Annotated in this window: 15 protein-coding genes; 2 read left to right on the forward strand and 13 right to left on the reverse strand. The window is 64.9% G+C overall.

Features of this window, described 5'->3' with window-relative positions:
- Positions 1–196: 196 nt before the first annotated feature.
- The 3 genes from AC5ZGW_RS22890 to AC5ZGW_RS22900 all read right to left on the reverse strand — a co-directional run bounded on the left by AC5ZGW_RS22890 (position 197) and on the right by AC5ZGW_RS22900 (position 5,137).
- Positions 197–1,582 (reverse strand): sensor histidine kinase, encoded by a 1,386-nt coding sequence (locus AC5ZGW_RS22890; protein ID WP_130229905.1) that lies wholly within the window; start codon positions 1,580–1,582, stop codon positions 197–199.
- A complete protein-coding gene (locus AC5ZGW_RS22895; RefSeq protein ID WP_130229906.1) occupies positions 1,579–2,253 on the reverse strand; it encodes a response regulator transcription factor in 675 nt (224 codons plus the stop codon). The genes AC5ZGW_RS22890 and AC5ZGW_RS22895 overlap by 4 nt, the downstream gene beginning before the upstream one ends.
- A 76-nt stretch (positions 2,254–2,329) precedes the next feature.
- Entirely contained in the window at positions 2,330–5,137 is a 2,808-nt protein-coding gene (locus AC5ZGW_RS22900; protein WP_245475077.1) for a cation-translocating P-type ATPase, read from the reverse strand.
- A gap of 219 nt (positions 5,138–5,356) precedes the next feature.
- Here AC5ZGW_RS22900 and AC5ZGW_RS22905 point away from each other — a divergent pair, with 219 nt between their 5' ends.
- Positions 5,357–6,259 carry a universal stress protein gene (locus AC5ZGW_RS22905; protein WP_130229908.1) on the forward strand — a complete coding sequence of 301 codons (903 nt, stop codon included), beginning with the start codon at positions 5,357–5,359 and terminating at the stop codon, positions 6,257–6,259.
- Positions 6,260–6,307: 48 nt separating this feature from the next.
- On the opposite strand, the gene AC5ZGW_RS22910 is transcribed toward AC5ZGW_RS22905, so the two are convergent.
- From AC5ZGW_RS22910 to AC5ZGW_RS22925, 4 genes are all read right to left on the reverse strand, one after another.
- Positions 6,308–7,426, reverse strand: coding sequence for an ABC-type transport auxiliary lipoprotein family protein (locus AC5ZGW_RS22910; protein WP_130229909.1), 1,119 nt, complete (start codon positions 7,424–7,426; stop codon positions 6,308–6,310).
- A gap of 13 nt (positions 7,427–7,439) precedes the next feature.
- The gene (locus tag AC5ZGW_RS22915) at positions 7,440–8,171 is read right to left on the reverse strand and encodes an ABC transporter ATP-binding protein (RefSeq protein WP_028167201.1); all 732 of its coding nucleotides are present in this window, start codon (positions 8,169–8,171) and stop codon (positions 7,440–7,442) included.
- Between the two features lie 2 nt (positions 8,172–8,173).
- Positions 8,174–9,271 carry an MlaE family ABC transporter permease gene (locus AC5ZGW_RS22920; RefSeq protein ID WP_130229912.1) on the reverse strand — a complete coding sequence of 366 codons (1,098 nt, stop codon included), beginning with the start codon at positions 9,269–9,271 and terminating at the stop codon, positions 8,174–8,176.
- A 387-nt stretch (positions 9,272–9,658) separates the two neighbouring features.
- Positions 9,659–10,531: an SDR family oxidoreductase gene (locus AC5ZGW_RS22925; protein WP_130229910.1), complete on the reverse strand. Its 873-nt coding sequence runs from the start codon at positions 10,529–10,531 to the stop codon at positions 9,659–9,661.
- Between the two features lie 77 nt (positions 10,532–10,608).
- Here AC5ZGW_RS22925 and AC5ZGW_RS22930 point away from each other — a divergent pair, with 77 nt between their 5' ends.
- Positions 10,609–11,046, forward strand: a complete 438-nt coding sequence (locus AC5ZGW_RS22930; protein WP_028167204.1) for a winged helix-turn-helix transcriptional regulator — start codon at positions 10,609–10,611, stop codon at positions 11,044–11,046.
- Positions 11,047–11,059: 13 nt separating this feature from the next.
- Here AC5ZGW_RS22930 and AC5ZGW_RS22935 read toward each other — a convergent pair whose 3' ends face one another.
- From AC5ZGW_RS22935 to AC5ZGW_RS22960, 6 genes are all read right to left on the reverse strand, one after another.
- Entirely contained in the window at positions 11,060–11,725 is a 666-nt protein-coding gene (locus AC5ZGW_RS22935) for an energy transducer TonB (RefSeq protein ID WP_165435575.1), read from the reverse strand.
- A 315-nt stretch (positions 11,726–12,040) separates the two neighbouring features.
- The gene (locus tag AC5ZGW_RS22940) at positions 12,041–13,777 is read right to left on the reverse strand and encodes a chemotaxis protein (protein ID WP_165435576.1); all 1,737 of its coding nucleotides are present in this window, start codon (positions 13,775–13,777) and stop codon (positions 12,041–12,043) included.
- Positions 13,778–13,781: 4 nt separating this feature from the next.
- Positions 13,782–14,873: a protein-glutamate methylesterase/protein-glutamine glutaminase gene (locus tag AC5ZGW_RS22945; RefSeq protein ID WP_463327339.1), complete on the reverse strand. Its 1,092-nt coding sequence runs from the start codon at positions 14,871–14,873 to the stop codon at positions 13,782–13,784.
- Positions 14,874–14,892: 19 nt separating this feature from the next.
- Complete coding sequence (locus AC5ZGW_RS22950) at positions 14,893–15,735, reverse strand: CheR family methyltransferase (protein ID WP_130231606.1); 843 nt, start codon at positions 15,733–15,735, stop codon at positions 14,893–14,895.
- A 16-nt stretch (positions 15,736–15,751) separates the two neighbouring features.
- Positions 15,752–16,237: a chemotaxis protein CheW gene (locus AC5ZGW_RS22955; RefSeq protein ID WP_028167208.1), complete on the reverse strand. Its 486-nt coding sequence runs from the start codon at positions 16,235–16,237 to the stop codon at positions 15,752–15,754.
- 117 nt (positions 16,238–16,354) lie between these two features.
- Positions 16,355–18,148: a methyl-accepting chemotaxis protein gene (locus AC5ZGW_RS22960; RefSeq protein WP_130231604.1), complete on the reverse strand. Its 1,794-nt coding sequence runs from the start codon at positions 18,146–18,148 to the stop codon at positions 16,355–16,357.
- Between the last annotated feature and the right edge of the window lie 47 nt (positions 18,149–18,195).

Below are 18,195 nucleotides of genomic sequence, written 5' to 3' on the forward strand. Positions count from 1 at the left end.
CATCATAGCCCGATGCTGCGCATCGTCCCGGAATGACGGCGGTGGGCGTGGCGAAGCCGGAGTAAATTAGCTCCGGCCGCCGAGCGAAACCTTCGGTGCCGTAGCCCGGGTGGAGCGTCAGTGTCACCCGGGACCGGTCGTCGATTTTGATAGAGATATCCCGGGTTGCGCTTCGCTTCGCCCGGGCTACTGGCTCTCAACTCACGGCCAAGGCGGGGAGCGCGATCGGTGGGAGGGAGATGCGAAAGCAGGCGCCGTGGCCGCTTCTTTCGGTGACGCTCACCTCGCCGCGATGCAGATGGATGATCTCGCGCACGAGGTTGAGGCCGAGGCCCGCGCCGCGGTGCCGCGGCTGCAGGCGGTGGAACGGCTCGAAGATGCGCTCGCGCTCTGAAGCCGGAATGCCGGGGCCCTGGTCGCGGACTTCGACCGTCGCCGGCGCGCTGACGGCAACGACGATGGCGCCGCGATGACCGCCATGCTGGATCGCATTCTGCACCAGATTGACGACCGCACGTTCGAGCGCGCCCCGATCGCCCCACACGTCGATCCGCGCACCCTCATGCTGCAACGAGATCTCATAGCCGGCCGCGATCGCGAGCGGCGCGAGATCGGCGATCACCTGTGCGCAGAGACCTGCAAGATCGATGGCGGACGATTGCGCCAGCCGCTGCTCGAGCCGCTGCAGATCGAGCAACTGCTCGGTCAGCGTCGCAAGCCGCGAGACGTCCTCGATCAGGCGCGCCTTCTCGGCGCTTTGCGGCAGGCCTTCCAGGCGCGTGGTGAGGATCGCGATCGGCGTTCGTAATTCGTGCGCGGCATCGGCGAGGAAGCGTCGATGCCGTTCATAGCCTTCATCGAGCCGTCCCAAGGCGTCATTGACGGCGCTCACCAGCGGCGCGATCTCGGTGGGGACGGCGCCAACCGGCAGCCGGGCGCCGCGCTTGTCGATATCGATCTCGCCGGCCTGATGCGCGGCTTCGTCAAGACCCGCGAGCGCGTTGCGCACCACGAGCGGGGTCGCCACCAGCGTCGTCAGCGCCATCAGGGCAAAGCCGGGCAACATCAGCCCGAAGAAAGCCAGCGTGATCTGCAGCAGCGACTGCGCATCCGAGATCCTGATCTCGCTGGTGACGATGATCTGCACCGGGCCTGCTGCGGTCTCGACCACTTTCATCTGTCCGCTGATATGACGCGAATCGTCACTGGCGCGATCCCAACTGCGAATTTCGCCATCGATATCGCCGAGCCCGCCGCCGAGACGGGCAAACTCCGGCGGCACGTCTCCCTCGGACAGCGAATGGCCGGACTTGTCGTGGATCACGAACCACAAATTCCGCGTATCGCCGCGCAGCTCCTTCAGCGCCGGGGTCTCGCGCAGGACAAGCGTTCCGTCAGCGCTGCGCGCCACCGCGTCGCGCAGCACATCGATGCCGCGACCATCGTCGCGCCGATATACGCAACCGGACGCCCACAGAGTTGCAATGAGCAAGACAAGAAAAGCGACGAGCAGCACCGCATGCAGCGGGATCAGCCGGCGGATCAGGCGCGAGCGCAGCGACGCCGTGTTCATCGACTTCATGATGCCGCTCGCAGGAGATAGCCGACGCCCCGGATGCCATGGATCTCGACGCCGGCGCCGGCCTCGGTGAGCTTGCGGCGCAGGCGCGAGACATGGGTATCCAGCGCATTCGACTGCACCTCTTCGTCGAGCGAATAGACGGCAGCCTCGAGCGACGAGCGCACGACCGTGCGCCCCATCCGCCGCATCAGGGTTTGCAGCACCAGCAATTCGCGGCGCGGCAATTCCAGGAGGCGGCCGTCGACCTCGGCCTCGCAATGGTTCAGGTTGAAGCTCAGCCGCCCGAGCCTGACGATATCGGGCTGAAGGTCGGCGGACCGCCGCCACACCGCCCGCAGCCGCGCCAGCAATTCCTCGGCCGCGAACGGCTTGGCCAGATAGTCGTCGGCGCCGGTGTCGAGGCCGGTGACGCGGTCCGACAATTCGCCCCGCGCCGTCAGCACGATGACGGGGGTCGGGATCGCCTTGGCGCGGAGCTTCGGGATCAGGCTGATGCCGTCGCCATCAGGCAGGTTGCGGTCGAGCAGGATCGCGTCATAGGCGCCCACCACCATGATTTCCGCGGCCTCCATCAGCGAGGTCACCCGGTCGGCCAGCATGTCGTAGCTTTTCAGGACCGCAGACAAGGCCGACGCCATCTCGTCTTCGTCCTCAACCAGAAGTATTCGCACCACCCTGACCCAGGCAATTCAAGTTGACCTGGTTCCATAGAGCCGCTGGATTGCGGCTACATTGCGTGTTTGCCGGTCACCGGGGCGCCAAAGGGGGGCTCGAACGGCCGCCGAACCCGCGCATCGCGGCCTTGCTCAATTCGCGCAGCCACAACACCGAGCTTGCGACCACCGTACAGAATAGCCAGTCGCCGGCACCCAGGCTGACGGTCGAGAACGCTTCCTGGAGGAAGGGCGCATAAACAACCAGCGCGTGCAGCAGGAGCGAAAACACCACTGCCGCCCAGAGCCAGCCATTGGTGAAGAGGCCATGGAATGCGCTGAGCTCGTCGGAGCGGGCGTTGAAGACGTTGAAAAGCTGGAACAGCACCAGCGTCGTGAAGGCCATGGTGCGCCCATAGGCGATCGTGCCTGAACCTTCGATCAGGCCGCCCGGAAGCGAGGCGTCCAGCACCAGCAATGTGCCAACCGCCATGATGATCCCGACCAGGAAAATCCCGCCCCACATCGTCAGCGTCATGACGCCCTCATCGCGCGGGCGCGGCGGGCGCTGCATGATGGCGGGGTCCGCGGGGTCGACGGCGACGCCGAGCGCGGGCGCGCCGTCGGTCACCAGGTTGATCCAGAGGATTTGCGTCGCCAAGAGCGGAAGCACGACGACACCGCTGGCGGCGGAAAGTCCGATTGTATCGGCCAGCACAACGCCGAAGAACATCGTCAAGACCTCGCCGATATTCGACGACAGCAGATAGCGGAGGAATTTGCGGATGTTGTCGAAGATCGCGCGCCCCTCCTCGACCGCGGCGACGATGGTGGCAAAATTGTCGTCGGCGAGCACCATGTCGGCCGCCTCCTTGGAGACATCGGTGCCCGTAACCCCCATGGCGACACCAATGTCGGCCGCCTTCAGCGCCGGGGCATCGTTGACGCCGTCCCCGGTCATCGCCACGGTTTCCCCTGCCCGCTGCAGCGCCCGCACGATGCGCAGCTTGTGACCGGGATTGACGCGGGCATAGACCGAGACCTCTTGCACAACGCGGTCGAGTTCTTGCTCCGTCATGGCCTCGAGCTCGGCGCCGGACACCGCGCGCTGGCCTGACGTGATGATGCCGAGCTCGGCGGCGATGATCGCCGCGGTCTTGGGATGATCGCCGGTGATCATGATGGGGCGGATGCCTGCCGCCCGGCTCCGTGCGACCGCATCGCGCGCTTCCCGGCGCGGCGGATCGATCATGCCGATCAGGCCGAGAAAGACCAGGTCCTGCTCCACGTTCTCATCGAATGCATCATGCTGCGACCTTTCTGCCGGAAGCGAGCGGAACGCGACGCCAAGCGTCCGCAGCGCTTCCGCGGCCAGCGCATCATTGCTCGCCATGATCTCCGACTTGCGCGCGTCGGTGAGCGCGACCGCATCTCGTCCGACGAGTTCGTGGGTGCAGCGCGCGAGCAGGACATCGGGCGCGCCCTTGGTCACCGCGATCAGGCGGTCGCGCCGCTCGGCATCCGTATGCACCGTGCTCATCAATTTGCGCTCGGACGAGAACGGAATCTCGCCGATCCGCTCGAAGCGCTGATCGAGCGCGGCAGGGAGCAGGCCTGCCTTGCATGCGGCCACGATCAATGCGCCTTCGGTCGGATCGCCCTGCACGATCCAGGCGCCATCACGTTCCTCCAGCAGCGCGTTGTTCGCGCGTTCGGCCGCCGTCAGCGTGCGCTCGAGCTCGAACTGCAGCGCGCTGCTGTCCGACGCATCACTGGCAAGATGCACGTCGCCCTCCGGCGCATAGCCGGTGCCGGAGAGATTGGTGGAGCCGCTCGCCGTCACGACCCGGCGCACCGTCATCTCGTTCCTGGTCAAAGTGCCGGTCTTGTCGGATGCGATGACGGTCGCCGAACCGAGCGCTTCCACGGCGGCGAGACGGCGGATGATGGCATTCTTCTTTGCCATCCGCTGCATGCCGATGGACAGCACGGCGGTAACCACCGCCGGCAGCCCTTCCGGAACCGCGGCGACGGCCAGCGCCACGCCGAGCAGCAGCACCGCGAAAATCTCGGAGAAGCCGTTGATGTCGCTGACGAGAAAGATCGTGCCGATCATGGCCACTGCAATCAGCACGACCGTGATCGCAAGCACCTTGCCGACGCGCGCGAGCTCGCGCTGCAACGGCGTGGCCTCCTGCGGCGCCTCCCGCAGCATGCCGGCGATCCGGCCCATCTGCGTCTGCATCCCGGTCGCGGTGACCACCGCACGACCATGCCCATAGACCGCGGTGGTCCCGCTGAAGATCATGTTGTGCCGGTCGCCGAGCTCGGCCTTGTCAGCCAGCGGCGCGACGTGCTTGCTCACCGGCAGGCTTTCGCCGGTGAGCGCGGCTTCCGCCGTCTGCAGCGCGGCTGACATGATCAGCCGGGCGTCGGCCGGAATGGTGTCGCCTTCCGCGATGACAATGATATCGCCCGGCACCAGCTCCGCCGCCGGGATGTTGCGCCGCTCGCCATCGCGGACTACGTTGGAGTGCGCGGCGGACATCTCACGCAACGCGGCTGCGGCGCGCTCCGCCCGGGCCTCCTGGATGTAGCCCATGAGCGCGTTGAGCAGCACGATGGCAAGGATCGCGATGGCCTCGTAGGGCAGCGCGGTTTCGTGCTCATTCAGCCAGATCGCGATCGAGATCACCGCCGCCGCGATCAACAGGAGCACCAGCACGTCGGTGAACTGATCGAGGAATTTCAGCCATTCGGGACGCGGTGGCACTGTGTCCAATTCGTTTCGGCCATCGCGCGCGAGGCGCTGGGCGGCCTCCGCACTGCTCAGGCCCCGCTCGGCATCGGTATGCAGGGCGGCCACCGTCTCCGCCGCCGTCTGTCGGTGTACCTCGTGCATCGTCGGATCGGAGGATTTTCTGTGCATGCTGCAATGATACGTTGCGATGACGTTTCCTGGTACCGGGAACCGCGCTTGTCGGGATGATCCATGTCAATCGACACGACGCGATCGGCGCTGCAGAATGCAGGTGAACGAAATGTCGCAGCCAAGATCGTTGCGGTCTCGCGCCGGAACCCAGACGATCGAAGCGGCCGTATGGCTGAAAGGTAGCGTCACATGAGCGAAGCAAGCGCGACCAAAGAACCGCCGAGATCAATTCTGCTCGCCACCGATCTCAGCCCCCGCTGCGACCGCGCGCTGGATCGCGCCGTGCTGCTGTCGCAGTCGTGGCAGGCGAAGCTCGTGATCCTGCACGTTCTCGAAAAACTTCGGGATGCGGATTTCGATCCGAGCGTTCCATCCTGGCGACGCCCTCCCGATCCCGTCAGCGTGGCGGCAAAGCAGTTGCTGGCCGATATCGGCCCGCTGGCGAAGATGGCCGACATCGTGATCGATGAAGGCGACCCGGCCGAGGCGATCGTGCGCACCGCCGAAAAGAAAGGATGCGATCTCATCATCACCGGGGTTGCAAGGGATGAGCCGTTCGGGCGACTTTTCCTTGGCACGACGGTCGATCGCCTGCTTCGCAGTTCGCACACACCGATCCTGATCGTGAAGAAAAGGGGACAGCGGGCTTACGGCCGCATCGCCGCAGCGATCGACTTTTCAGATTCATCACGCCATGCACTCGAGGCCGCGGTCCGCTGCTTCCCCGACCAGGCGCTCATGATATTCCACGCCTACGAGATACCGATGAGCGGGTTGGCCCACGATTCCGCTGCCTATCGACGGCAATGTCAGCAGGCTGTCGAGCGGGACTACAAGGCCTTCCTCACGACAATGACATGCGGCGAGACGATCAGGCGGCGTGCACGTTCGTTCATCGAACTTGGGACGCCGGATGAAGTGCTGCGCCGAGGCGTGCGCGATATGGACATCGACCTTGTCGTGCTCGGCACCGAGGGGCGCGGCGCGCTCTCCGAAATGCTGATTGCAAGCGTCGGCAAACATCTCATGGCCGAACTGCCATGCGACGTCCTGATGATCAGGGAGCCGCCCGCCGCACCAACAGCCGCCTGATCCGCTGTTTTGCCGCAACAGGTAGCGGTCACGTCGGCTCCGCAGGACCTACCTGGATGCTTCGGCTTCGTGGGCCGCCGTCCATGGGATCAACTCGCGCGCCAGTGCATCGAAGGCGGCGTTGAAAGCCTTTGCCGCCGGGGCGGGGGCGAGCGTCTCGATCGGCGCTTCCTGCTGGAAGACGCGCGCAGCGCGCAGATGTCCTGACGCATCGAGGAGCTTGGCGGACAGCGCGATCACGGCGTGCGGCTGTGGCGTTGTGACGATCTCGAACTGGCGCAGGTCGAGCAGCAGGCGGGACGAGCCTTCCGGCGCGGCGTCGGGACGGAACGGCGGATGGGCGATGTCGTAGTTCTCGAAACTCTGCAGCAGTTTCGCCTGCACGAGCTGCGGCAGGGCGTCGCTCCATTGCGCGTCGGCAAAATCCTTGTCGCCGCCGCCCGCGAACAGGAAGCGCTGGGTCTGCAGCGCAGTGATCGCCGTCGGCTCAGCAATGGAAAGCGTTCCCTTGAAGGGGCGGACCGGCGCATCGAACCGGCTGGCGGGGCTGAGGTCAAAAGTCGTCTTGCGCGCTGGGGCGCCACCGCCGCCCATGGTCCGATCGAGACCGGCGATGATATTGTCCAGGCGCGGGGTGTTGCGCGCCAGCCCGTCCGCAAAGGTGCCGATGTTGCCGATCGCATCGTGCAGGGTTGCGGAATTTTCGCTGAGCACCGTATCGACCTTGCGCAGCGCATCGCGCGCGGCCTGCGTCATGCTCTGCCCCGCGCCTTTCTCGGCGATCAGCGGCCCTTGCACGCGCGGGGCATCGATCCGCTCGCCGCCTTCCAGCGCCACCACGGGCACGCCAGTGAGGCCCTGGAAATCGAGGCCGACTTTGGTATCGGCGCGCACCGGCGTGTGCTCGAGCACGGCGATGGTGGCATGAACGTCACGCGGCCGGTCGGGCACGAATTCGAGCGAAGTGACTTCGCCGACACGGATGCCGTTGAACAACACAGGGGCACCCACGAGCAGGCCGGGAACGGGCCCATTGAACACGACCTGGTAAGTCTCGCGCTTGCCGATGCCGCCGGTGTTGTTGAGCCAGTAGACGAAGCCGAACACGGCGACGATCGCCGCCAGGACGAAGGCGCCGACAACGATAAAGGGTGCGCGCGTTTCCATTGATGTCGTTCCGTTAAGCGTTGAGATGAAGCATTTGCGCTCGCGCGCCGTGGAAATAGGCCCGCACCCAGGGATGGTCGGATTCCAGCACCGATTTCAGCGGACCGAGCGCGGCGATCTTGCCGTCGGCCAGCGCCGCGACGCGGTCGCAGACCGCGTAGAGCGTGTTGAGGTCGTGGGTGACCATGAATACGGTGAAGCCGAGCGTCCGCTGCAGCGTCTTGATCAGGGAATCGAATTCGCCGGCGGCGATCGGGTCCAATCCGGACGTCGGCTCGTCCAGGAACAGGAGCGCAGGATCGAGCGCGAGCGCACGCGCCAGCGCCACGCGCTTGACCATGCCGCCGGAAAGTTCGGAAGGAAACTTGTCGCCATCATCGACGGTGAGGCCGACCATCTCGAGCTTCGCATTGGCGATCTCGTCCAGCAGCGACGGCGACAGATGCGCGGCCTCGCGCAGCGGAAATTGCACGTTCTGCCGCGCGTTCAGCGCCGAGAACAGCGCGCCCTGCTGGAACAGCACACCGCTCCTGCCGCCGTTTTCGGCAAGCTCGATGATGCCGCCGCGTTTCGGCAGCAATCCGATGATCGTGCGCATCAGCACGGATTTGCCGCCGCCGGACGCGCCGACGAGACCCAGGATTTCGCCCTGACGGACATCGAGATTGAGATGGTCGAGCACGATCTTGCGGCCGAAGCCGACGACAAGATCCTGCACGTGGATGGCGATACGTTCTTCGGTCACGGCTACATTCCGATCGAGGCGAAGAACACGGCGAACAGGCCGTCGAGCACGATGACCAGGAAGATCGACTTGACGACGGAGGACGTCGTCTGCTGCCCGAGCGATTCCGCGCTGCCCTTGACGCGAAGCCCTTCGCTCGCCGCGATCAGGCCGATGACCAGCGCCATGAACGGCGCCTTGATCATGCCGACCTCGAAACTGTTGATCGAGACCGCCTCATGCAGCCGCGCGATGAAAATCGCCGGGCCCATGCCGCCATAGAGCCAGGTGACGAGCCCGCCGCCATAGAGCGCAGCCATCGAGCCCAGGAAGGTGAGGATCGGCAGCGCGATCACCAGCGCCAGCACGCGCGGCAGGATCAGCACCTCGACCGGATCGAGGCCCATGGTCGTGAGCGCATCGATCTCCTCGCGCATCTTCATCGAGCCGATCTCGGCGGTGTAGGCGCTGCCGGAACGTCCGGCCACCATGATCGCGACGATCAGGACGCCGAGCTCGCGCAGCACCAGGATGCCGACCATGTCGACGACGTAGGAATCGGCGCCGAACTTGCGGAAGTGGAAAATGCCCTGCTGGGCGATGATGGCACCGATCAGGAACGTGATCAGCACCATGATCGGGATCGCACGCCAGCCGACCTGGCCGAGTTGATAGACGGTGGAGGTGAAGCGAAACGATCGCGGATGGCGCAGCGTCCGGAACAGCGCGATGCCGACGCTGCCGAGCATGTCGAGGAAGACCATGGTCTCGGCGATGACGCCACGTCCGACCCGCTCGAGCAGATCGGCGAGCGCGTTGGTGCGCCGAGCGGGTGTCGGCGGCCTGCGGTTCAGTTTCCGAACTTCACCGATCAATCCGGAGTAGCTGGCGGAAAGGCCGGTTATCTCGGCTTCGCTCGCTTGCGTCGTTCCGCCGCGCGCCAGTTTCTCGATCAGCCAGGCGCCCACCGTGTCGAGCGCGGTGATCCCGCTCAGGTCGATCTTGCGGATGCCATGCGCAAGCCGCGGCTGGATGCCCGCGCACAGCTGCTCCAGAATCTCGACATTGGCAACCGTCCACGCGCCACGCGGATGGAGCGAGCGGACCGCGCCGTCATCCATGGTCAGGTCAGGGGCACTGTTCAAGATGATACCTCCGGAAGTCCGGAGGCGACCCTAGCCGGGCCGGCGGCCAATCGTTTGACACAGCGCAATAGATGCCCAGGCGGTCCGGGACCTTGGGGGCGTGACGCTGCCGCAGGGCTATGCGGCAGCATCGTAGCCCGTTCGATCAGCGGCCGGAGTTAGTTGATTCCGGTTCCGCCACGCCCACTGCCGTCATTCCGGGGCGATGCGCAGCATCGAGCCCGGAATCCATTTCTCCGCCGCCCCTTGCTGCCTGATGGATTCCGGGCTCGCGCTGCGCGCGCCCCGGAATGACGGGCCGTTATTGCTGAGCTCGAGAGCGGCCCCGGGTTACGCTGGCGCTCCAGCCGGGCTACGGGCCCTCTATCGCGCGAGCGCTGCTGACACCGATTCGGCCAACGGCGTCGTCGGGCGACCGATGAGCGCGCTCAATTGCCTGGAGGCGTCATAGAGCGCGCCGTTGGCTGCTTTGGCATCGCTGTCCGCCAGGAGCGCCGCGAAGGCTTCCGGCAGGCCGATCGACACCAGCGCAGCCTTGTAATCGACCTCCGGCAGATCCTTGTACACGACGGGCTTGCCGGACTGCCTGGCGATCTCGGCGGCATAGTCGGCGAGGGCGTAGCCATTGTCGCCGGCAAGCTCGTAGATCTGGCCCGCCTGGTTGTCGCGGCTTGCGAGCACGGCTGCCGCAGCCGCGGCGTAATCGGCGCGCGCGGCGAGGGAGAAGCGGCCATCCGCTGCAGAACCCAGCACAGCACCGTGCTGGATCGCGGCGGCAATATTCCCGGTGTAGTTCTCGGCGTACCAGCCGTTGCGAAGGAACACGAAGGGCACGCCGGATGCGCGGATCAGCGCTTCCGTCTTGCGGTGCTCCTCCGCCAGCGCCAGCGGGCTGGTGTCGGCATGGAGGATGCTGGTGTAGGCGAGCAGCTTCACGCCCGCCGCTTGCGCTGCATCGATGACATGGCCGTGTTGGCGGACGCGCTGCCCGATCTCGCTCGAAGAGATCAGAAGCACCTTGTCCACGCCTGTGAGCGCGGCCTTGACGGCGGCGGGGTCTTCATAATTGGCGGTGCGAAGCTCGACGCCGCGCTCCGCCAGGTCTTTGGCGGCGACGGGGTCACGGACGATGCCAACCAGATGCGCACCGGGGGCGATCCGCAAGAGCTCGGCGATGACGAGGCGGCCCAACTGGCCGGTTGCCCCGGTGATGGCGATACGTTCGGAAATTGTCATGTTCCTCTTCCTGGTCTAAAATAGAGACCAAGCCTAGATACGAGGCCGCCGGAGATCGCGGAAGGAGGCAGGTTTTGGTGACAGGGTTACGCGAAAATAACCTTGGGTCGGCCCAGGAGTGCCTGGGGCAGCGCTTCCAGACCTGGCGCGGCGGCGAGTTCGACCTCGCGCTTTGCCCGGTCCGCGGCATCCTGGATCGTCTCGGCGACAAGTGGACCACGCTGATCTTGATCGTGCTCGCGCAGCGACCGCATCGCTTCAGCGAGATCCGGCGGTCGATCCCCGACATCTCCAAGCGCATGCTGACGCAAACGCTTCGCGACCTCGAGCGCGACGGCATGATCACGCGCCGCGTGTTCCCGACCAAGCCGCCGAGCGTGGAGTACGGATTGACAGAGCTCGGCGAATCCCTGCTCGAACCCGTGGCCCAACTCGTCACTTGGGCGGAGACAAGCCAGACGAAGATCGCGATGGCGAGATCGGCGTTCGATGCGGCGGAAGCGTCGCGGGGCTAGGCAGCCCCGGATCTCACGACGGATCGAAGCCGAGCGCGACTTCCACGGTCATGGAATCGGGAAGAGCCGGCGGTATCTGCGGCAGCGGCTGAGCGCGGCGAATGGTATCGATTGCGGCCTGATCGAGCACGGCTTGACCGGAGCTGGTCTTGACCCAGGCGCCGAGCAATTTCCCGTCTCGGCCGACCGAGAAGACCGCAAGCACCGTCCCCTGCAGATGCTGCCGCTTGGCGGCCTGCGGATAGCGCTGGAATTTGTCGATATGACGCACCAGGATGTCCCTGAACTGCAGCTTCGCGGGGGTTGGCACGGCGTCCGCGGAACGCAGCGGGATCCTGCTCGAAACGGCAGCTTCGGAAGACGAGGTCTCTTCGACCGGGAGTGCCGCGAGCGTGTTGCGCGACATCTCGGCCGGCGTCTCAGTCGGAGCCTTGCCCGGGTTTGCTGCGTTCACGGCCGTTGACTGCGAAGCTTGGTTCACGGGAATCGGCTGCGGATCCGGACGCGGCAACAGCCGGACCTCGACGACTGCCGTCGGCTCGGCCTGCCCGCCAGCCCTGTGGAGCTGAAGGTGAAGCCAATACACGCCGCCCACGAAAAGTAACCCGACGATCGCCGGAAACAGCATCAGCCGAAAGCCCTGCCCGAACAGCGAGGCATCCGGATCGTCATCGGTCACGAAGGATTTCATCGCGCAGTGCTTACCGTGACGATCGCGCGCACGGGCTGAGGGGCTTCAGCGCCGCCATGCGCGCCCAATAGCGAACCCCGCGCCAGCATCCGGTCATCTCGTTCGTGCCTGTCTTCCGTGGAATCATCCGGCCCGCAAAGCGGCTCGCCAGCGAGGGGCGCGGCTTCGGCCGGAAGCTAGCTCATATAGCCTCTTTGTGACAGAAATCTATTCCTGCCAAGCTCCCGGCAAGGCCTATTCGAGCGTGATGAGATGGCTAAAGCATGAGCCGGAAAACCGCTTCACACTTTTCCGGATCATGCTCTAGAACAGCAGCACGCCGTCGTCGTGCACCTCCGGCTCGGGCCGGTGCGGCGTGGATTTTGACATCACGCCGAGGCGCTGCAGGACGCCCCGATGGACCTGCCGCTCCCGTTCCATCGTGTACTGCGCGAACAGATCGTCCAGCACCGCCTCATCGCTCGAAGTCAGCGACAGCTTTCCGATCGTTGCGCTCGACGCCTCGACGCGCGAGGCAGCAGCCGGGAGGGACGCGGATGCCTCGCCGAGCGCGGTCATCAGATCGTGGGCACCACCCATCAGGGCCTCGAATTCGGCACCCTCGTGGACGAGCCGGTCCATCAACCGATCGAGCCGCGCGTTGCCGGCCTCGACCTCCTGCAGCGTTTGCAGAATCGACGGCTCGAGCCTGGTCAATTGCCCGGGATTTCCATGAGCGCGCAACTCCTTGAGATCGCCTGCAGCGCGCTCGATGCGGTCGAGGATCGGCTTCAGCCTGGAAGCGCCGGCGGAGACCTGATCCGCGGTCATCTTGAGCTCGTTGGCGATCACGACGAACGCATTGCCCTTCACGCCCAGATGGCCGGCCTTGAGGCTGGCATTCATGCCGATCAGGATGATGTCGACGACGGCCTCGCCAAGGCCCGCGATCGCCAGGCGAAACTTGCCGAGCGTATCCTCGACGACGGAGAGGGCAGCATCGACCGATCTGCCCGAATTCTCGCAGGTCGCAATCAGCTCCGAGGCCTGCGCCAGCGTTTGCTTGATGACGGCAAGGAATGACGGGGCCTCGCCGTCATGGCCGCCATATACCGAGCGACCTTGCGCAACCACGCCGGTCGCATCGGCAAGGATGGCATTCAGCGAACGGACGATCGCGCCGATATCATCGCCGAACTCGCGATCCGCATCCTTGAGCTGCGCGGCCTGGAGCTGGCAGATGATCTGGGCTCTTTGCGCACTGGCATCCGCTTCGAGCGCCGGAACGGTGCTTACCGCTGCGACAGCGACACGACGCAAGCCGCCGCAGACATGCTCCAGACGTTGCCGCGTGCTGTCGCCCGACTGCAGCGAGATGATCGCGCTGCCGACGGCATCGGCGATCTTCTTGGTGCTCCTGCCCGCGAGCTCGACAAGATGGACGCTCTTGTCCTGCTGCTCGCGCATCCCTGCATAGGCCGAGATCAGACCGGCGCTCGCCGAGAGAAGCTGCCCCCGATAGAGCTTCTCGAATTCCTTCTGCCTGTTGAGCGCAGTTTCGACCGCTACCGACAGCAGCTTCTGATCGCGCGCGCAGCCTTCGATCGAATGCTGCACCGATTGCCCGAGCTCGAATACCTCCTTTGTGAAATCAAGGAAGCTGTCGCGCTCGCCGTCCAGCGACGCCGCCTCGATGCGCGCGCTCCGCGCGATGATGGAGATCATCTGGATATGCTTGAAGAGCGGCGCGATCTGCGCGGATGCCGCCTCGGCATCCTCGCCGATCCGGCCGAGAAGCGCGCTTTCCGCCGGCAGTGCCTCGGCCAGCGCGTTCAAGCAGCCGGCGATATCCTGAAGCGCCGTCGAAGCGCCTTCGATCTCCGCGCCCGACATTTCGCGCGAGAGCCCGGTGAGCGCGCCCTCGAGCTCCTTGAACAGGGCGTGACCGCGACCGAGATGATTGCCGACCTTGGCAAAACTATCCTCGATGCGGGACGACACCTCCTCGACGGAGGCAACTGCCGCAGCAACCATGCCGGTCTGGATGTCGGGAGAGGTCATTGCATCATTCCGTCAGCGCAGGTTGTCCGGCCTGGTGCCAGAGCATGATCTCGCGCGCGATGTGGTTGAGCGAAACCACCTTCTCCACGGCGCCGTGCGCGATCGCCTCTTTCGGCATGCCGAACACCACGCAGCTCTCTTCGTCCTGCGCGCGCGTCGCCGCGCCAAGCTTGCGCATCTCCAAAAGGCCCCTCGCGCCGTCGTCGCCCATCCCCGTCATGATGATGCCGAGCGCATTGCGGCCGGCATATTGGGCCGCCGAACGAAACAGGACGTCGGCCGAGGGCCGATGCCGCGACACCGGCGGGCCGTCCTTGATGGCGATGCTGTAACGCAGGCCGGTTCGTTGCAGCAGCATGTGGCGGGCGCCGGGCGCGATATAGGCGCAGCCCGGCTGCACCGGCTCGCCATCCTCCGCCTCTTTCACCGTGATCTGGCAGGCGGCGTTGAGACGCCGCGCGAACGCGGCGGTGAAGCCCTGCGGCATGTGCTGAACGATCAGAATTCCCGGACAAGTCGGCGGCAGCGCCTCCAGCACATCGAGCAGCGCCTCGGTGCCGCCGGTCGAGACGCCGATGCAGACGATGCGTTCGGTGGTGGGGCGCGAACGTCCCTGGATCGGCGGCGGCATGATGGCATCCGCGGTCAGCTTCTTCTCGACGATACGCCGCTGCTGGCGTGGGCGCACGCGCGCACGCGCCGCCGACTTCACCGCTTCGCGCAGCCGGCTCGAGCATTCCAAGAGCGCCTGCCGCGTATCGATCCGTGGCTTTGGAACGATATCGACCGCGCCGGCCTCGAAGGCTTCGAACATCTGATCGGAGCCCTCTTCGGTGAGCGAGGAGCAGATGATCACCGGGATGGGGCGCTGCGCCATGATCTTGCGCAGGAACGTGATCCCATCCATGCGCGGCATCTCGATGTCGAGGATGATCACGTCGGGCAATTCGTTCTGCAGCCGCCGCGCCGCAGCGAACGGATCGGAGGCGGTCGCCATCACCTCGATATCCGGATCCTCGCTCAGGATGGTCGTGAGAATCTGGCGTACCGACGCCGAATCGTCCACGATCAGCACGCGAAGTTTCTGCTTTGGCATTGCCGTGCGCTCCACGTCGCTAGACTCTAAAAACTGTCGGCTGAACCTGCTTCAACGTCGGCACCGTGTTGTGGATCATCGATTCGGAATGCCCCACCAGCAGATAGCCTCCCGGCCGTAAGTGCGAGCAAAGCTGATCGACGACCTTGCGCTGCGTCTGCCTGTCGAAATAGATCAGGACGTTCCGGCAAAAGATGATGTCGACGTCGCGGTCCACCGGATAACTGGAATCCATTAAATTCATCCGCATGAAATTCGTCAGTCGCCGCAATTCCGGCACCACGCGGACTTCGTTGCTCGATCGGTCCTTCGACGACAGGAAGTAGCGCTTCACGAACTCGGACGGCACCGGCGCGATGACGTCGCGCGTATAGATGGCGGCCTTGGCAAGCCGCAGCACCGCGGTCGAGATATCCGTTCCGAGGATGCGAAACTGGAACCTTGTGCCAGACCTCGTCATGTCGTCGAGAACCATCGCGGTCGTATAGGCTTCCATGCCGGTCGAGCAGGCCGCGCTCCATATCTTCAACCCGTGCGAGCCGCGGCCGCGCGGCTTCAGCAGCGCCGGCACCGCGATCTCCTTCAAGAAGGTGAAATGCGCCGGCTCGCGGAAGAAATCCGTCTTGTTGGTCGTGACCACATCGATGAGATGGGTGAGCTCGTTGTCGGGCAGGCCATTGTCGAACAGATGCTCGACATATTCGTTGAGCCCGGGATAGTTGAGCGCGCGGACGCGCTTGTGCAGCCGCCCTTCCAGCATCAGGCGCTTGCCGGCAGGCAGCTTGATGCCGACCTGCCCCTCGATCAATTCAGCGATCGTGCGGAATTGACGATCGGATAAATGTACCCCGGCTCCCAGCATCGCCGATGTCGCAAGTCTAGGCTGCGGCTGATGCGTCGACGCGGGCCTCGTCGGCGGACACTTCCGCATCGGCCATCAATCGTGCGAGATCGAAGATGATGACGAACTTTTCTCCCTTGCGTCCGATGCCCGCGATGTAGTCGGATTGCCAGCGTCCGCCGACCGAGGGCACGGGACCAATCGAATCCTCATCGATGTCGGTGACCTCGAACACGCAGTCCGCCACGAAGCCGACGCCGACCAGGCGGTCGTTCATCGGCACGTCCAGGATGATGATGCGCGTCGCCTCCGTTGCCGGCACGCTCGGCAGATCGAGCTTCAGCCGGAGGTCGACGATCGGATAGCCGCTGCCGCGCACGTCGATCATGCCGAGCATGAAATGCGGCGCGTGCGGCAGACGCGAAATCGGCCGCATGTCGAGGATTTCACGGACATTGCAGATGCTGATGCCGAAGGTCTCCCCGGCGAGACCGAGCGTCAGATATTGAGCGGTGCCGGCCATGTTGCGTCCTTCCGGTCAGAGATCGCGGGGACTCGCCTCGAAGGCCAGGCCCCGCGTGTTGCTTTTCTGAGCATGATCTTTTCGGAAAACCGGTTCCCCACTTTTCCGGATCATGCTTTAGCGCTGAAAATCGGCGTCGCGATCGTCGCTGTCTTCCATCGCGAAGGCGAAGCCACCGCCGGCGGCGGCCTTGAGCGCACGTGCCGGCTTGGCGACGGGCTTGCGCTCGGCGGCTGCCATGCTCGCGGCTTTAGCGCGGAGCTGGCCGACGGCCCGGTCGATCGGCATCGCAGCCGCGGGCCTGTCCTTTGCCTGGTCGATACGGAAATAGGCGATCGTCGACTGCAGCTGTTCGGCCTGGGAGGCGAGCTCTTCCGAGGTCGAGGAGACCTGCTCGGATGCGCTGGCGTTCTGCTGGCCGACCTTGTCGAGCTGCTGGATCGCCTGGTTGATCTGCGCCGAGCCGACATCCTGCTCGCGGCAGGCCGCCGTGATCTCTTCCACCAGCTCCGCCGTCCTCTTGATGTCGGGCACCAGCTTGGCCAGCATGCTGCCCGCTTCCTGTGCCACCTTCACGCTCTCTCCCGACAGCGTGCCGATCTCGGCCGCGGCCGCCTGGCTGCGCTCGGCGAGCTTGCGGACTTCGGAAGCGACCACCGCAAAGCCCTTGCCATGCTCGCCGGCGCGCGCGGCCTCGACCGCCGCGTTCAGGGCGAGCAGGTCGGTCTGGCGCGCGATCTCCTGCACGATGGTGATCTTTTCGGCGATCGTCTGCATTGCCTCGACGGCGCGGCCGACCGCGGCACCGCTGGCTTCGGCATCCTTCGCCGACTGTCCCGCGATCTTTTCGGTCTGGTTGGCGTTCTCGGCGTTCTGCTTCACATTGGCCGCCATTTCCTCCATCGAGGAGGACGCTTCTTCGGCCGAGGAGGCCTGCTCGGTCGCGCCTTGCGAGAGCTGTTCGGCGCTGGCCGAGAGCTCCTGGCTGCCGGCCGAGACGTTCTGCGCCGCCGTCAGCGCTTCCGCGACGATGGTGCGGAGCTTCTCGACCATGCGCTCCAGGGCCATGCCGAGCGTATCCTTGTCCGACAGGCGCTTGGCGTCGACGGTGAGATTGCCCTGCGCGATCTCGTTGGCGACGGCCGCCGTTCCGTTCAGGTTCACGGTCATCGCATTCAGCGACTTGACGAGGTCGCCGATCTCGTCGTTGCTGACAACGTCGATCTTCTGGCTGAGATCACCGATCGCAACCGCATCGGCAAGGTTTACGGCACGGCTGAGTCCGCGGCTGATATTGAGCGCAATCCAGGTCGCCGCCACCACCGCGATCACGAGCGAGGTGAGCACCAGGATGACCAACAGCATCTCGGCGCGCGCCCCGTCCTGCCTTGCCTGCTCGGTCTGCTCGGCCATCGCCGACTTGACGAGCGAGATATAGGCGTTTGCGGCTTCCAGCGCGTCGGCCACTACCTTGCGACCGTCGTTCATCGAACGATCCGTCGCCGCCGCCTTGTCGACCTTGGCCAGGCGGACCGTCTCATCCTGATAGGCATTCATCTTGACGTAGGCGGCCGAGAAAGCATCGATCAGCCTTTTGCCCCTGTCGGTTGCTCCGGCATAGATCTCGTCCCTGGTCTTGAGCAGCGGCTCGCGAATCTTCGCCAGGTCGGCAACGAACTGGTCATAGTTCTTTTCCGAAGCGATGATGGAGTTCTTCTCGGCCCGCACCTGAAGCAGGATGCCCTTTTCGAGTTCGGCGGCCTTGTCCATGCGTCCGGCCCGCGAAACGAGACTCTCGGCCGTGCCGACCATGTCGCTGAGCTTCACGTAGCCCACCGCGCCCGCGACCATGGACAACAGGATGACAAGGCCAAAGGCGCCGGCCAATTTTGCTTTTACGGTAAGTCTCATTTCAGCCCCCAAGAGAATGCTCGAATTGTTGGTCGGACCGCAATCAA

Source organism: Bradyrhizobium sp. Crot121, assembly GCF_059512385.1.

What these genes read in the sequence shown, in the direction of transcription:
- AC5ZGW_RS22890 (WP_130229905.1), bottom strand. Translation starts at nt 1,582, where the DNA reads ATGAAGTCGATGAACACGGCGTCGCTGCGCTCGCGCCTGATCCGCCGG.
- AC5ZGW_RS22900 (WP_245475077.1), bottom strand. Translation starts at nt 5,137, where the DNA reads ATGCACGAGGTACACCGACAGACGGCGGCGGAGACGGTGGCCGCCCTG.
- AC5ZGW_RS22905 (WP_130229908.1), top strand. Translation starts at nt 5,357, where the DNA reads ATGAGCGAAGCAAGCGCGACCAAAGAACCGCCGAGATCAATTCTGCTC.
- AC5ZGW_RS22910 (WP_130229909.1), bottom strand. Translation starts at nt 7,426, where the DNA reads ATGGAAACGCGCGCACCCTTTATCGTTGTCGGCGCCTTCGTCCTGGCG.
- AC5ZGW_RS22920 (WP_130229912.1), bottom strand. Translation starts at nt 9,271, where the DNA reads ATGGATGACGGCGCGGTCCGCTCGCTCCATCCGCGTGGCGCGTGGACG.
- AC5ZGW_RS22925 (WP_130229910.1), bottom strand. Translation starts at nt 10,531, where the DNA reads ATGACAATTTCCGAACGTATCGCCATCACCGGGGCAACCGGCCAGTTG.
- AC5ZGW_RS22940 (WP_165435576.1), bottom strand. Translation starts at nt 13,777, where the DNA reads ATGACCTCTCCCGACATCCAGACCGGCATGGTTGCTGCGGCAGTTGCC.
- AC5ZGW_RS22945 (WP_463327339.1), bottom strand. Translation starts at nt 14,873, where the DNA reads ATGCCAAAGCAGAAACTTCGCGTGCTGATCGTGGACGATTCGGCGTCG.
- AC5ZGW_RS22950 (WP_130231606.1), bottom strand. Translation starts at nt 15,735, where the DNA reads ATGCTGGGAGCCGGGGTACATTTATCCGATCGTCAATTCCGCACGATC.
- AC5ZGW_RS22955 (WP_028167208.1), bottom strand. Translation starts at nt 16,237, where the DNA reads ATGGCCGGCACCGCTCAATATCTGACGCTCGGTCTCGCCGGGGAGACC.
- AC5ZGW_RS22960 (WP_130231604.1), bottom strand. Translation starts at nt 18,148, where the DNA reads ATGAGACTTACCGTAAAAGCAAAATTGGCCGGCGCCTTTGGCCTTGTC.